We start from the raw sequence: 14,248 nt of genomic DNA on the forward strand, positions 1-14,248 counted from the left end.
ACTCCGCCAAGAGCTGTGCTTCCACTTCTGCATGCGACGAGACGTCGGCGGGCAGCATTTTCTGCGCCCGCCGGGCCGACCTTTCGGCACCGGGCAGATCGCCCGACCGCATCCGTACTGCCGCCAGATTCGCCCACGTCCCCGCCGCCACCGCGTCCGGACCCGCATCGATGTGCAGAACAGCGGCGGTCGACAGCAGCGCGAGGGCGGCCGGCAGATGGCCACGGTCGGCGAGCACGACGGCGAGCTCATTGCGCACCGAACCGGGCAGTGAGATCGCGTCGGGGTCCCACTGCACGGACCACACGACGTGCTCCAGCAGGGCGTGCGCTTCGGCACCGAGCCCGACCGACTCGAGCAGCGCGGTCAGATAGGCCAGGTCCCTGCCCAGCGAGGGCCGCCGCAGCGGAACCGGTTCAGCACGGAGATGGGTGACGGCGGCTGTGGCACGCGGCAGAGCTCCCGCCTCTCCGCGGACGGCCTCTTCGGCCGTGGAGACAGCCTCCTGCCACCGATCGCTCATGCCACCTCCCCGGACATGGGCCCTTCGATGGCTGCCTTTGCGGCCAGGAACTTGAGCTCAGAGATCTGCGAGGCGTCCAGGACCCCACGGCGTGACCACTCCTCAAGGCGCTCGAACCAGGACTCCGCGGTGGCGGCTGCGGCCTCAACCGCGGGCTTCGCCACCCTCGTCATGGGAGGGTCCTCGCGACTCGCCGGATGCACGACGTCCAGCAAATGCGCCACGTCGAACTGGTCGAAGCGGCTCATGGCCTCACCGATCGTCGCCGCGAACAGAACATTCGCAGCCCTGTGCACAGCTTCTCTGTCCGGCGCCTGCTCCAGCAGGATTCCCACGACCACCGGGTCGTCGCCGTCCAGGTCGCCCTTCACGACGGGTCCCCCGGAGTATCCCGAATAGTCTCCCAAGTGCTGGTGGGTGGTGAGCTGCAGGGCCTGGATGACGGTGCCGCTCTCGCACAGGTAGTCGGCCATCCCGCTGTCGACCTGCCCCTGCAGCTGCACCTCGGTCGCCGCAGGCCGGTAGGGCCCGTGCCATTTGTCGCCGCCATGGGCAACACCAGCACGCGGGATCCGCACCGTCACATCGTGCGCCGCGGAGACCATGACGAGCGCCAAGTCGGCGTCGACGTCGACACCGGACACCTGACCGACAATCCTTGTGCCGTCGGACAGCAGAATGTCGACGGGCCCATCCATCGATGACAGAGGCCGCAGACAGTGGAGCGCCGTGAGCACATAGCGCCGCGTCAGCAGAAAGCCACCGCCCATGCGCTGCTGTGACTGGCACAGTTCAACCCAGTAGCCCGTCGCCGTCACGGTGACTCCGGGACCCGCTCGACAGTGAGAGTGACCTCGAAGGACGCCTCTGCCGATGCCTTGGACAGGATGACTCCGGCCTCCGCGGCAAGGGTGAGCCCGAAGGTGACATCCATGCTGGACACCTGCCACCCGTCCCGGCGCGGCACTCGGGCCAGAGACTGCTGTGCGACAGCGGAAGCCTGCACGATGGCCTCCTCCAACTCTGCAGCGCGCTCACCCAGCGAGGCGCTGGTACGCGTGCGGCTGGAGATCTGACGGCTCCCCGCCGCATCCAAAACCACCGTCTCGACGCGTACTTCAGCCACGAGCCCCCCCTATTGACGCACCGTCAGAAATGTGGCGCGCATCCTAGCCAGAGGGTACGAGACGGGTCACCGAGGCTGCGACCCATTCACCGATCGTGACCGCCCAACTCTGCGGCGGACGGCGGCCCGCAGCGTCACAGCGCAGCCGGGCGCGACCAGCCGAACTTGCGGTTGACCTCGGCGGCGAACTCCTCGAAGGTCAGCACCGCGTCACCATTCTTGTCCGCGGCATCGAACAGCGCCGACGAAGCATCGGCATCCTGCACACCCCAGAACGGCAGATCCCCCCGGGCGGCGAGTGTGGGCCCCTTCGTCCGGAGGGCGGTGATCACCTCGTCCCGGGTCAGCTGCCCGTCGCCGTTGAGGTCGAGTGCGTCAAAGAGTATGCGAGCCTTCTCGCTCATCGCAGATTCCCCCATCACAGATTCCCCGTTGCGTCGCGACGACTTCGGCTTCGCATCCTATGCGCGGCTCCATGGGCGTCGTCCGGCCGGGATCCGGCGACCGCTCCTCACCCCTCTGCCTTGCGTTCGACGAGATACCGGCCGTCGCGGGTGAAGCCGGTGACGGCCGCGCCCTCCGCGAGGAGACCCCCGAGCGTGTCCCGCAGTGCCGAGCGCCAGGCCTGGGCGGCTCCCGGACGCTCGGCGCGCAGTGCCTCGATGTCGGCGGGGATCCGGATCGTGAGGCAAGGGGCGTCGAGCGGTCCGAGGACGGGCAGACCGTTCGCGTCCGCGTCGAGCCCCGCCACCGCGTCCGGCGGCAGCGCCGCCCCATGGTGCGGCGGGAGGCAGCCCTCGGCGACGGCCGAGGCAGTCAGGTCCCAGCCGACCAGCATCCGGTCGGACCCCTGTCCCTTGTTCACGCCGTCGTCCATCTCGCCGTAGAAGTCCGGCAGATACTCCTGAGCGACGGCGCCCAGCTTGGCGAGGTTGAAGTAGGCATTGCGGCTGACGAGTGGGTCGTACGTCCATGTCACCTTGGTGATGGCGCGCTCCAGCGACCAGGCCCGTTGGTGGACCTTCAGCGCGAACCCGATGGTGCGGCCCCGGGCCCGCGCCTCGACGCCCGCTATGTGCGAGTGCAGCCCGGCCTTCGCGAGGAAGCCGATGCACACGCCGAGCAACCGGTCGGACTCGTACGCGCCGACCACGTAACTGCCCGAATGCTCAAAGCCCCGCAGCAGTGCCATGGTGATCAGCGGGCTGCCCGCCGGGGGCCGCCAGACCCGGTCGAGCAGGTCGCAGGCCGCCCGGAACTCCGTCTCCTGCGACAGCTCCCTGATGGCCACTCCGGACCGTCGCTGAGCCAGGTCGGACGCCGCCACGGCCGCCTCGACGAGTTCGCTCACGCTTCCCTCCCTTTCGTGTCGTGCCCCTTTGCGTCGTGCCCCTTCATGTCGTGCCCCTTCATGTCGTGCCCCTTCGTGTCCTGATCCGGCCGCCGGATCACGGCCGTGATCCGAAGCCGGTGCGCGCCCCGCCCGCCTCGACCCGGGCGACCCAAGTGCGGGCTGCTCCGGGCGAAGCGGGCGATGCGGGCGAAGGGTCACCGGTCCTGGATCAGAAGAGCTGCAAGGGTCGCGCCACCGGACGCGTGGCCGTCCGCTCGGAGCCCTCATCGGTGCCGACGCCCGCACTGGTACCGGCACTGGCACCCGTGGCGGGACAGAAGACCGCCTGCATCAAGTCGGTGGAGATGCCGCCCTGGTTGACCCAGTCGCCGTTGATGTTGGTGCTGGCGACCTTCGAGCCGTCGCGCAGCCCCATCGCCCACGACAGCGAGCCGTGGATCGTGCCGCCGTGTCCCCACACCTGGACGCCGCACGACAGCTTCTGGGCGATCATGCCGAGCCCGTACTCGGTGTTCGGGATCCAGTTGACGGTCGGCACTCCCGTGAACATCGCCTTCTGCTCGGCGGGACGCAGCAACCGGCCGCTGAGCAGGGCGCCGTAGAAGCGGTTGATGTCGCCGGCCGTGGAGATCATGTCGCCGGCCGCGCCGGCCCAGCTGGCGTTCAGCTCGCTCACGTCGTACACCGGGGCCGCGGGGTCGGGCACGAGGAGCTTGGAGTAGGCCTTGCCGTGCGGCCCGTAGATGCTGGTGCTCTGGCCCGGCAGGTACGTGTTGGTCAGGCCGAGCGGCACGATGATCCGCCGGGTCACCTCGGTGGCGAGGGGGCGTCCCGAGACCTTCTCCGCGATCATCCCGGCCAGGATGAAGTTGGTGTTGGAGTACGCCCACGACGTACCCGGCGCGAAGTCCGGCGCATGACTCATGGCCGTGTCGACGAGTTGCTGGGGCTTGACGCTGTCGAAGCGGTGGTCGAGGAAGCCCGGACCGACCAGGTTGGCCACGACCTGCGGGTCGTTGGTGTAGTTGAAGATGCCGCTGGTGTGGTTGAGCAGCTGCCGTACGGTGATCTTGCTGCCGTCGTGCCCGTTGCCCCGCACCACACCCGGCAGCCACTTCTCGACGGTGTCGTCGAGGCGGAGCTTCCCTTCGCCCACCAGTTGTAGCAGGACGGTGGCCGTGAACGTCTTCGTCGTGCTGCCTATCCGGTAGCGGTCGCCGGACTGCAGCTTGCGCTTCGTGGTGGTGTCGGCGACCCCGGCGGTGCCGAACCACCGGGTGGAACCCTTCTGGACCTCGGCGAGGATGCCGGGAGCCCCGCCTACGCTCACCGCTTCGTCGAGCACACGCTGGACGGCGTCGTTCCCCGTCGCGGTCTGGGCGGACGAAGCGACGGACACGGCCGGCGACGCGGCCATGGCCATGGCCGCGATGCTCGCGATGAGGACAGCTCTGGAACGACGGAACATGGGGCTTCCTTTCGTAGCGCGACAGGCAGGTACGTACTCCCGGGCAGTCGGTGCCGCCGGGAACCGACATCGTGGCGACCTGCGCCGCCCCGTGGCTAAGGACGGCCGAACAGATTCCGGCCCGCCCATTGGTGCCGCGCTACGAACCCGACCGGGTCGGGACCCGCACGGGCACGGCGCAGGTGCCCTTCGTCCGTCGGCACATACGAGCGCGCTCCGCTTCGTACGACGCTCCGAAGAGGCGTCCCGGCAGCTGGCCTAGCGTTCGCTGATACCCCGTCATGACCTGCACAGCTCTCATGACTTCGCCGACGTGCACGGCCTGCATCACCTGCGCACCCCGCACGGCCTGCATGGCCCGCACGACCCAACCGCCTCGCGCTGCCGTCCGACCTGGAGGTCCTCTCATGGCGCCCCGTACCCACTTGACGGCCCTGCTGTTGGCCACCGCCCTGGCGCTGTCGGCCTGCTCCGCCGGCGGCTCGGACACACCGTCGGCCGGCAGCAGGACGCTCGTCGTCGACACGTCCTTCGACCTCAAGACGGCCGACCCGGGACGGATGTACGAGGCGACCGGCCTGTTCATCGGCAAGGCGGTCTACGACACGCTGCTCACCTTCGACGGCGGCGACGTCACCAAGCCGGTGCCCGCCCTGGCCAAGTCGTACGAACTGTCGGACGACGGCAAGGTCCTTACGCTCAAGCTCCGTTCGGGGGCGAGGTTCAGCGACGGGTCCCCGCTCACCGCCGACGACGTGGTCTTCTCGCTGACCCGGCTGCGCGACCTCAAGGGCAACCCGTCGTTCCTGCTCGACGGGGTGAAGGTCGCCAAGACCGACGACTCCACGATCACGCTGACGTCGAAGACGCCCAACCCCGCACTGCCGTACATCCTGCCGAACCCGGTGCTCGGCATCCTCAACAGCAAGGTCGCCAAGGCGCACGGCGCGACCACCGACGCGAAGGACAAGGCCGAGCAGTACCTCAACTCGGCGTCCGCCGGCTCGGGGCCGTACATCATCGAGTCCTTCAACGTCAGCAACCAGGTGGTGCTGCGTGCGAACAAGAAGTACTACGGCGACAAACCCGCGTACGACAAGGTCGTCATCCGCAACGTCGAGGCGGCGACCCAGAAGCTCAACGTGCAGCGCGGCGACAGCCAGATCGCCCTCAACCTCTCCGGCGACCAGGCCAGGAACACACCCGCCGGGCTGCAGGTGAAGCGGACCGCGTCGGCCAACGTGATCTTCCTGTTCGCCACCCGCAACAAGGCGGTCAGCAAGACGACCGCGAACCCGAAGTTCGCGGAGGCGGTGCGCAAGGGCGTCGACTACAAGGGCCTCCTCGAACTGGCCGGCGAGGGTTCGGTGCAGGCGCCCGGCATCATCCCGTCCCAACTGCTCGGCGCGCTCCCGCCGGAGCAGGCGCCGAAGCGGGACGTCGCGGGAGCCAAGGCGGCGCTGGCGGCGAGCGGGCTCACCGACCCGAAGGTGGAGCTGGAGTATCCGAGCGAGCTCACCGTCAACGGCCTGTCCCTGCAACCGCTGGCCGAGCGCGTCCAGGCCAACCTCAAGGAGGTCGGCATCACCGTCGCCCTCAAGCCCACCCCGCTGACCACCGCGGCGGACAACTACCGCAACGGCAAAGAGGAGATGGGCCTGTGGTACTGGGGCCCGGACCACCCGGACCCCAGCGGCTACCTGGTGTTCCTGCCCGGCAAGCCGGTGGGTCTGCGCCTCGGCTGGAAGGCGGGCGCGGACAAGGAGTTGGAGGCCATGGGCGACAAGGCGGCCACCGCACTCGGCGACGACGCGCGCAAGCAGGCCTTCGCCGATCTGCAGACCCGGCTCAACGACTCGGGCCCGTACGTCCCGCTCATCCAGCCCGGCCAGAACATCGTGACGGCCGCCTCGGTGACCGGCCTCGCCTACCACCCGGTGTGGACCGTCGACCTCGCCGACCTCGGCGTGAAGTGACATGGCGACCAGTGACACGGGAACCACACCGAAACGCGTGCGCAGCCGGCCACTGCTGCGATTCCTGATCCGCAGGGGGCTCGTCGCGCTCCTGCTGGCCTGGGGCGTCACGCTGGTGACGTTCGTCCTGACGAACCTCGTCCCCGGCGACCCGGCAGCCGCGAACCTGGGGCAGCGGGCGATCGACGACCCGGCGGCCGTGGCGCAGTGGCGGGCCGAGCACGGGCTCGACAAGCCGCTCCCGCAGCAGTACTTGGTGTTCCTGGAAGGCCTGCTCCACGGCGACCTGGGCACGAGCCAGCAGTCCCACCGGCCGGTGAGCGAGGACCTGGCGGAGTTCGTGCCCGCGACCCTGGAGCTGGCGGGCGCCGCGATCGTCATCTCGCTGGTGCTTGGCGTGGCGTTCGGCCTGATCGCCGCGCTGCGCCGGGACCGCCTGGCCGACCACGTCCTGCGGATGGTGAGCCTGATCGGCGTCTCGGTGCCGACGTTCTGGCTGGCGCTCCTGGCGTTCTACGTCTTCTTCTACCGCCTGCAACTCACCCCGGGCAGCGGCCGCGTGGACCCCGGCCTCGGCGCTCCGCCGCCCCTCACCGGACTGCACACACTGGACGCGGCGCTGGCCGGCCGATGGGACATCTTCTCCAGCGCGCTCGGCCACCTGATCATGCCCGCCCTGGTGCTCTCGCTCTACACGATCGGACTGCTGACCCGCTTCACCCGCAGTGCCGTGCTCGAAGTGCTCGGACAGGACTACGTCCGTGCGGGCCGCGCCAAGGGGCTGCCCGGCCGGGTGATCCTCTTCCGGTACGTGCTGCGCTCGGCGCTGGTGCCGATCATCACGGTGGCCGGGCTGGCGTTCGGAAGTCTCCTGTCGGGCACCGTACTTGTCGAGGCGATCTTCGCGTGGCAGGGCGTCGGACAGTACGCGTTCAAGAGCGCCACCGCGCTGGATCTGCCCGCCATCATGGGAGTCGGCCTGGTCGTGAGCGGTGTCTACCTGGCCATCAACCTGCTCGTGGACGTCCTGTACGGCGTGATCGACCCCCGGGTGAGGCTGCGATGAGCCGTACTTCTGCCGCGACCAGACGGCTTCCCGGCACGGTGAAACGACTGCCCGCAGCGGTGCGGCGACTGCCCGACGCCTGGCGCCGACCGCAAGCCGTCGTCGGGGCGTTGCTGGCCCTCGCCTGGCTGGTGATCGCCGCCGCCGCGCCCCTCCTCGCACCGCACGACCCCCTGGCCCAGGAGCTGCCCCGGCTCGCCGAGCCGGGTCCCGGGCACTGGTTCGGCACGGATCAGCTCGGGCGCGACATCCTCAGCCGGGTTCTTTACGGCGCACGCGTGTCGATCACGCTGACGCTGCTGCTGGTCGCCCTGTCCGTGCTGATCGGCGGGTTCCTGGGCGCGGTCGCCGGATACTTCGGCCGGTGGGCGGACGAGACCATCATGCGGCTTGCGGACCTCGTGTTCGCGTTCCCGACGATCATCCTGGCCATGGTGGTGGCGGCCGCGCTCGGCGCCAGCCTCACCAACGCGGTCCTCGCCGTGCTCGTCGTGGCCTGGGCGTCCTACGCACGCGTCGGCCGCGGCCTGGTCCTTTCCGTGCGCGAGCAGGAGTACGTACTCAGCGGGAGGCTGCTCGGCTTCTCGGTGTGGCGCTCGCTGCGGGTGGACGTACTGCCCAACGTGGTGGGCCCGATCCTCGTCCTCGCCACGCTCGACATCGGTACGGCACTGCTGCTCCTGTCGGGGCTGTCGTTCCTCGGTCTGGGTGCCACGCCGCCGTCCGCGGAGTGGGGGGCGATGGTGGCTTCGGGGGTGGAGGTCTTCGACAGCTGGTGGGTGGCGACGTTCCCGGGGCTCGCGATCCTGACGGTGGTCCTCGCGTTCAACTTCCTCGGTGACACGCTGCGCGACGCCCTGGACCCCCGAACTGCCCGCAGCGTCAAGGAGCGTGCCCTGTGACCCTCACGATCACCGATCTGCGGGTGACGATCCGTGGCGCGCAGATCCTGTCCGGCGTCGACCTCGCCCTGCGCAAGGGGCAGGTGCACGGTCTGGCCGGCGAGAGCGGGTCGGGCAAGACCATGACGGGCTTCGCCGTCCTCGGGCTCCTGCCGTACGGGGCACGGGCGAGCGGGCGGATCGAGCTGGCCGGGCGCGACCTGCTCGGGCTGCCCGACAAGGAGCTCAACCGGGTGCGCGGCAACGACGTCGCGATGGTCTTCCAGGACCCGTCCACCAGCCTGCACCCCATGCTGAGCGTGGGCCGGCAACTGACCGAGCACATGCGCCTGCACCTGGGTCTCGGCCGGGCCGAGGCGCGGGAGCGCGCCGTGGAACTCCTCGCCAAGGTCCGCATTCCCGGCCCCGCGGAGGCGTTGCGGCGCTATCCGCACCAGTTCTCCGGCGGTATGCGCCAGCGCATCGCCATCGCGGTGGCGCTGGCCTGCGACCCGCAGGTGCTCATCGCCGACGAGCCCACCACCGCCCTCGACGTGACCGTGCAGGCCGGGATCCTGCGCCTGCTTCGCGGTCTGTGCGACGAGCTCGGCCTCGCGATCCTGCTCATCACCCACGACCTCGGCGTCATGTCGGCGATCGCCGACGAGGTGAGCGTGCTGCAGGGCGGCCTGGTCGTGGAGTCGGGCCCACGGGAGTCCGTACTGCGCGAGCCCTCGCACCCTTACACCCGCTCACTGTTGGAGGCCCTGCCGTGACCACCGAGAATGCCGTGACTGCCGACTCTGTCGTGACTGCCGAGACTCTGCTCAGCATCGACGACCTGGTCATCGAGCACCGGTCCCCCGGGCGGCCCGCCGTCCGGGCGGTCGCCGGCGCCTCTCTCACCGTCGCGCCGGGCGAAGTCGTGGGCCTGGTGGGCGAGTCGGGGTGCGGCAAATCGACGCTGGCCCGCGCCGTCTGCGGGCTGCACGCGACGGCGGGCGGCTCCCTCACGTTCGACGGCCGGCCGGTCACCCCGCTCGGCCTGCGGCGAAGGGAGCTGACCGGCATCCAGATGGTCTTCCAGGACCCGTACGCCTCCCTGAACCCGCGGCGTCGCGTCGGCGACCAGATCGCCGACGGCCTGCGCGTCAGCGGCGACCCCGGCACCCCGGCCGACCTGCTCGAACGCGTGGGCCTGCCCCGCTCGTTCGCGGCCCGGCACCCGCACGAGCTCTCCGGCGGCCAGCGCCAGCGCGTCGCCATCGCCCGTGCGCTGGCCGCCCGGCCCCGGCTGCTGATCGGCGACGAACCCATCTCCGCCCTGGACGCCTCCGCCCAGTCCCAGGTCGCCACGCTGATGCGCGACCTGGCCGTGGACGCGGGCGCCGGGCTGCTCTTCATCAGCCACGACCTGTCCGTGGTCCGGCTGATCGCCGACCGGATCGCGGTCATGTACCTCGGCAAGATCGTCGAAGTCGGCGAGACCGCGACGGTCTGGGACTCGCCCCAACACCCGTACACCCAGGCCCTCTTGCGGGCCATCCCGCACCCCGACGGCCTCGGCACCCTGCCCGCCGAACTCGCCGGCGACGTCCCCGACCCGGCCGACCCGCCACCGGGCTGCCGCTTCCACCCCCGCTGCCCGCACGCGATGGACCTCTGCCGTGTGCAGGAACCCGACTTCGGCCCGGCCGCATGCTGGCTCCACGCACCCTCGTGACCGTACGGCGGCAGCGCAGGACCCCCTGCCGATGCCGCCGCCGAGCCACGCCGCAGGGCCCTCGGGGCCCTCAGGGCAAGGAGGCCCGGCGGATCCGCGCCCGCCCGGACAGCGGCGTAAGGGTCACGGAGCGATCCATTCCGGCCTGCGTTTATGCGGCGATCAAGCCGCCCTCGTCCACTCGCCGGACCGCGTGCACCCCCGGCGACACCGTGCCGCAGCGGGAGCAAGCCGGTCGTGCCTCATGCGAAGGGCGGCAAACCGGTCACGTACCGGCCCCGGTGATCTGGCCGGTGTTCCCGTGGACCAAATAGGCGCCCCAGGCATCCAATGGCTGGTGAGAGGCGAAGCCATCAGCTTGTGAGGTCTTCGATGACAGAAGCCGTTGCATTCCCCCAGGACCGTACGTGCCCCTATCACCCGCCGACAGCCTACGAACCGCTGCGCGCACAACACCCCCTGAGCCAGGTCACGTTCTTCGACGGCCGCAGCGTGTGGGCGGTCACCGGGCACGCCGCGGCCCGTGAACTGCTCGCCGACCAACGGCTGTCCAGCGACCGCCGCAACGCGGCCTTCCCCGCGCCCACCGCGCGATTCGCCGCTCTGCGCGACCGGCGTACCGCCCTGCTCGGTGTCGACGACCCCGAGCACAACGAGCAGCGCCGGCTGCTGATCCCCAGCTTCTCGGTCAAGCGCATCAACGCGCTGCGCCCCCGGATCCAGGAGACGGTCGACCGGCTCCTGGACGCGATGGAGGCGCAGGGGCCGCCGGCCGAGCTGGTCGAGTCGTTCGCGCTGCCGGTTCCGTCCATGGTGATCTGCGCCCTGCTCGGTGTGCCGTACGCCGATCACGACTTCTTCGAGGAGCAGTCACGCCGCCTGCTGCGCGGCCCGGGCGCCGAGGACGTGGAGCGGGCACGGGACGAACTGCAGGGCTACTTCCACTCGTTGATCGACCGCAAGCTGCGCGACCCCGGCGACGGGCTCCTCGACGACCTCATTCAGGAGCACCTGGTGACGGGCGCGGCCGAGCGCGAGGAGGTCGTCCGCCTGGCCACGATCCTGCTGGTCGCCGGGCACGAGACGACCGCCAACATGCTCTCCCTCGGTACGTTCACGCTCCTCCAGCACCCGCGGCGGCTCGCAGAACTGCGTGCTGAGCAGACGCTAATGCCGCCCGCGGTCGAGGAGTTGCTGCGTTTCCTGTCCATCGCGGACGGCATGCTGCGCGTCGCCAAAGACGACATCTCAATCGCCGGCAACACCATCCGGGCCGGTGACGGAGTCGTCTTCGCCACCTCCCTCATCAACCGCGACGCCGAGGTGTACGACGCCCCCGAGAGCCTCGACTGGCACCGGCCCGCCCGCCACCACCTCGCCTTCGGATTCGGCATTCACCAGCGCCTGGGCCAGAACCTCGCCCGCGCGGAGATCGAGATCGCCCTGCGGACACTGTTCCGGCGCCTGCCGGGACTCGCCCTCGCGGTGCCCGCGCAGGAGATCCCCTTCAAACCGGGCGACACCTTGCAGGGGATGCTCGAACTCCCCGTCACCTGGTAGCAGTTGGCCACGGCAGCAGACAGAGGAGGAGAGGGACGTGCAGGTCCACGTCGACAAGGAGCGGTGCATCGGCGCCGGCATGTGCGCGCTCACCGCTCCCGGCGTCTTCACCCAGGACGACGACGGATTCAGCGAGATCCTTCCGGGCCGTGCGGACGGCGGCGGGGATCCCCTGGTGCGGGAGGCGGTGCGCGCCTGTCCGGTGCACGCCATCAGTACGGAGCCAGACGGGAGCCCGACCGACGGGAGCCCGACCGCCGGGGACAGCGGTCGGGCTCCCGGGTGAATCTCTCGGCACACCGGGTCGAGTCGCTCAGAAGAGGTCGGCGAAGAAGGCGTAACTGGTCGGGTCGCCCGGCATCTGCCAGTGCAGGCCCTGCAGGAAGAAGCAGGCCACCAGGTTGCTGACCGCGAAGAAGACCAGCACGGCGAGGGTGACGGCGCCGAGGCCGCGCAGGACGGGAGAGTCGGCGGCGGCGTCCAGGGGCTGGGCCTCCTGGGTCAGGACGAGGTTGACGCCCGCGGCCAGCACGGCGACGCCGAAGGTGATCGCGGCCCAGGTGTACAGGTGCAGGCCGAACAGGGCGCCGGCGTACCCCGCGTCCGGCGGCACGATGTGCATCAGGACCTGGGTGATCGAGGCGGTGCTGCCGAGCAGGGCGGCCACGATCGCCATGCCCCAGCCGGTGGCGAACTCCTTGGTGGTGACGGCGCCCTTGCGGGAGCGGTGCACGATGTAGGCCGGGCCGAGCGCGCTGATCAGCAAGAACATGCGCTGCAGCAGGCACATCGGGCAGGGGTACTCCCAGAGAGCGAACTGGAAGACGTACGCGCCGCCGATGGTGCCGCACATCCCGAGGACGTACAGATTGGCGAAGATCAGCCCGAGCTTGTTGGAGAGCCCGGCCGAGGCGGGGGCTTCGGGGTTCAAGGTGGTGGTGGTCATGGTGATCATCGGGGGTTCTTCCTCACAGAGCCAGGTGGAAGGTGTGGTTCAGGATGTGCGGCAGGAGTGCCAGGACCGTGAGGGCCAGCGTCCCGGACCACAGCAGCATCCGAGCCCGGTGCGACCAGTCGCGGAGCACCGCGAACACGCACAGTGCGATCAGGAGGAAGAGGAGGGTGTACATCTCAGGTCCCTGCTTCATCGGAGGGGTTGGTGGCTTCACCCTCCGTCCGGCGGTTACGCGCCGGTAGCGGTCGCGTAGTGATGTACCCATAAGCTCGCTTGATGCCTGGGGCATGAGGCGGTGCGGATGCCTGGGACCTGGGGCGGGGCTGATGCCTCGGGCTTGGGGCGGGGCTGCTGCCTGGGGCATAAGGCGGGCCTATGGGGTCATTGGTCCGGCACCTCTACCCGGCCACCAGCGTGGGCCCGATGGTTGCGGCATGAGCACCGTGACCGCACCCTCCGCCCCCGCGCAGCGCCGCCTGCTGCGCGACCTCGACGAGCCCGGCGACGTCTTCCGTCACCTGGGTCCGAACTGGTTCGCCTCCGTGATGGGCACCGGCATCGTGGCGAACGCCGCCGCGACCCTGCCGCTCCAGTTCCCGGGGCTGCGCACCGCCGCCACGGTGGTCTGGGCCGGTGCCGCGCTGCTTCTGCTCGCGATGGTCACCGCCTGGGGCATCCACTGGGCCCGGTACGGCGCCAACGCCCGTGCGCACGGCAGCAATCCCGTGATGTCGCAGTTCTACGGCGCCCCGCCGATGGCCCTGATGACCATCGGCGCCGGCACCCTGCTGCTCGGCAAGGACTGGATCGGGCTGGACGCGGCCGTCGCCGTCGACTGGGCCTTGTGGTCGGCCGGTACGGTGCTCGGTCTGATCTGCGCCTTCGCCGTCCCGTACCGCATGATCACCCGTCACAGGATGGCGCCCGACGCGGCGTTCGGCGGCTGGCTGATGCCCATCGTGCCGCCGATGGTCTCCGCCGCGATGGGCGCGCTGCTCATTCCGCACACCCCGCCCGGCCAGCTGCGGCTCACCATGATCCTGGCCTGCTTCGCGATGTTCGGCATCAGCCTCATCGCCGCGTTCCTCGTGATCAACATGATCTACTCGCGCCTGATGCACCACGAGATGCCGGCCGCCGGCACCGTGCCCACGCTGTGGATCGTGCTCGGCCCGCTGGGGCAGTCGGTCACCGCCGCCGGGCTGCTCGCCAATGTGGCACCCGGTGTGCTGCCTGCCCGCTACGCCCAGGGCATGGCGGTGTTCGCCGAGCTGTTCGGCGTGGTGACCTGGGGCTTCGCGATGCTCTGGCTGGTGCTCGCCGCCGCGGTCACGATCCGTACCGCCCGCCATGGTGGGCTGCCCTTCAACCTGACCTGGTGGGGCTTCACCTTCCCGGTCGGCACCTGCGTCACCGGCAGCATCGGGCTTGCCGCGCGCACCGGCGCCGAGTTGTTCACCGTGGCCGCGGTGGCGCTGTACGCGCTGCTCGTCGTGGCCTGGGCCGCGGTGGCGATACGTACCGCCTGCGGCGCCCTGCGCGGCACCCTCTTCCTGCCACCGCCGGTCCCTGCCGCCGCACCCGCCGTCGCCGCAGCGAAGTAGCGGGGGTCCGGC

The 14,248-nt window shown here is 70.2% G+C and carries 15 protein-coding genes; 8 read left to right on the top strand and 7 right to left on the bottom strand.

Annotated features, from left to right (window positions below):
- Nucleotides 1-519: 519 nt before the first annotated feature.
- From OG430_RS07385 to OG430_RS07405, 5 genes are all read right to left on the bottom strand, one after another.
- The gene (locus OG430_RS07385) at nucleotides 520-1,341 is read right to left on the bottom strand and encodes a trypsin-like peptidase domain-containing protein (RefSeq protein ID WP_327351609.1); all 822 of its coding nucleotides are present in this window, start codon (nucleotides 1,339-1,341) and stop codon (nucleotides 520-522) included.
- Complete coding sequence (locus OG430_RS07390; RefSeq protein ID WP_327351610.1) at nucleotides 1,338-1,649, bottom strand: CU044_2847 family protein; 312 nt, start codon at nucleotides 1,647-1,649, stop codon at nucleotides 1,338-1,340. Before OG430_RS07390 ends, OG430_RS07385 begins: the two co-directional genes overlap by 4 nt.
- 134 nt (nucleotides 1,650-1,783) lie before the next feature.
- Complete coding sequence (locus tag OG430_RS07395; RefSeq protein ID WP_327351611.1) at nucleotides 1,784-2,053, bottom strand: EF-hand domain-containing protein; 270 nt, start codon at nucleotides 2,051-2,053, stop codon at nucleotides 1,784-1,786.
- Between the two features lie 107 nt (nucleotides 2,054-2,160).
- On the bottom strand, nucleotides 2,161-3,000 hold the full coding sequence (locus tag OG430_RS07400; protein ID WP_327351612.1) for a GNAT family N-acetyltransferase: 840 nt from the start codon (nucleotides 2,998-3,000) through the stop codon (nucleotides 2,161-2,163).
- 211 nt (nucleotides 3,001-3,211) lie between these two features.
- On the bottom strand, nucleotides 3,212-4,471 hold the full coding sequence (locus OG430_RS07405) for a serine hydrolase domain-containing protein (protein WP_327351613.1): 1,260 nt from the start codon (nucleotides 4,469-4,471) through the stop codon (nucleotides 3,212-3,214).
- 407 nt (nucleotides 4,472-4,878) lie between these two features.
- Here OG430_RS07405 and OG430_RS07410 point away from each other — a divergent pair, with 407 nt between their 5' ends.
- The 7 genes from OG430_RS07410 (at nucleotide 4,879) to OG430_RS07440 (ending at nucleotide 11,963) form a co-directional block, all read left to right on the top strand.
- Complete coding sequence (locus OG430_RS07410) at nucleotides 4,879-6,447, top strand: ABC transporter substrate-binding protein (protein WP_327351614.1); 1,569 nt, start codon at nucleotides 4,879-4,881, stop codon at nucleotides 6,445-6,447.
- Between the two features lie 37 nt (nucleotides 6,448-6,484).
- The gene (locus tag OG430_RS07415) at nucleotides 6,485-7,513 is read left to right on the top strand and encodes an ABC transporter permease (protein ID WP_327351615.1); all 1,029 of its coding nucleotides are present in this window, start codon (nucleotides 6,485-6,487) and stop codon (nucleotides 7,511-7,513) included.
- A complete protein-coding gene (locus OG430_RS07420; RefSeq protein WP_327351616.1) occupies nucleotides 7,510-8,415 on the top strand; it encodes an ABC transporter permease in 906 nt (301 codons plus the stop codon). Before OG430_RS07415 ends, OG430_RS07420 begins: the two co-directional genes overlap by 4 nt.
- A complete protein-coding gene (locus tag OG430_RS07425; protein WP_327351617.1) occupies nucleotides 8,412-9,170 on the top strand; it encodes an ABC transporter ATP-binding protein in 759 nt (252 codons plus the stop codon). The genes OG430_RS07420 and OG430_RS07425 overlap by 4 nt, the downstream gene beginning before the upstream one ends.
- A 32-nt stretch (nucleotides 9,171-9,202) precedes the next feature.
- The gene (locus OG430_RS07430) at nucleotides 9,203-10,117 is read left to right on the top strand and encodes an ABC transporter ATP-binding protein (protein ID WP_327351618.1); all 915 of its coding nucleotides are present in this window, start codon (nucleotides 9,203-9,205) and stop codon (nucleotides 10,115-10,117) included.
- A gap of 372 nt (nucleotides 10,118-10,489) precedes the next feature.
- Nucleotides 10,490-11,677, top strand: coding sequence for a cytochrome P450 (locus OG430_RS07435; protein ID WP_327351619.1), 1,188 nt, complete (start codon nucleotides 10,490-10,492; stop codon nucleotides 11,675-11,677).
- A 37-nt stretch (nucleotides 11,678-11,714) separates the two neighbouring features.
- Nucleotides 11,715-11,963 (top strand): ferredoxin, encoded by a 249-nt coding sequence (locus tag OG430_RS07440; protein ID WP_327351620.1) that lies wholly within the window; start codon nucleotides 11,715-11,717, stop codon nucleotides 11,961-11,963.
- Nucleotides 11,964-11,990: 27 nt separating this feature from the next.
- On the opposite strand, the gene OG430_RS07445 is transcribed toward OG430_RS07440, so the two are convergent.
- Together OG430_RS07445 and OG430_RS07450 are read right to left on the bottom strand one after the other, a co-directional pair.
- Nucleotides 11,991-12,632 (bottom strand): disulfide bond formation protein B, encoded by a 642-nt coding sequence (locus tag OG430_RS07445; RefSeq protein WP_327351621.1) that lies wholly within the window; start codon nucleotides 12,630-12,632, stop codon nucleotides 11,991-11,993.
- 13 nt (nucleotides 12,633-12,645) lie between these two features.
- The gene (locus OG430_RS07450) at nucleotides 12,646-12,825 is read right to left on the bottom strand and encodes a hypothetical protein (protein WP_327351622.1); all 180 of its coding nucleotides are present in this window, start codon (nucleotides 12,823-12,825) and stop codon (nucleotides 12,646-12,648) included.
- Between the two features lie 241 nt (nucleotides 12,826-13,066).
- Here OG430_RS07450 and OG430_RS07455 point away from each other — a divergent pair, with 241 nt between their 5' ends.
- Entirely contained in the window at nucleotides 13,067-14,236 is a 1,170-nt protein-coding gene (locus tag OG430_RS07455; RefSeq protein WP_327351623.1) for a TDT family transporter, read from the top strand.
- Nucleotides 14,237-14,248 lie beyond the last annotated feature (12 nt).

This window comes from Streptomyces sp. NBC_01304 (assembly GCF_035975855.1).
Taxonomy (GTDB): Bacteria; Actinomycetota; Actinomycetes; order Streptomycetales; family Streptomycetaceae; genus Streptomyces.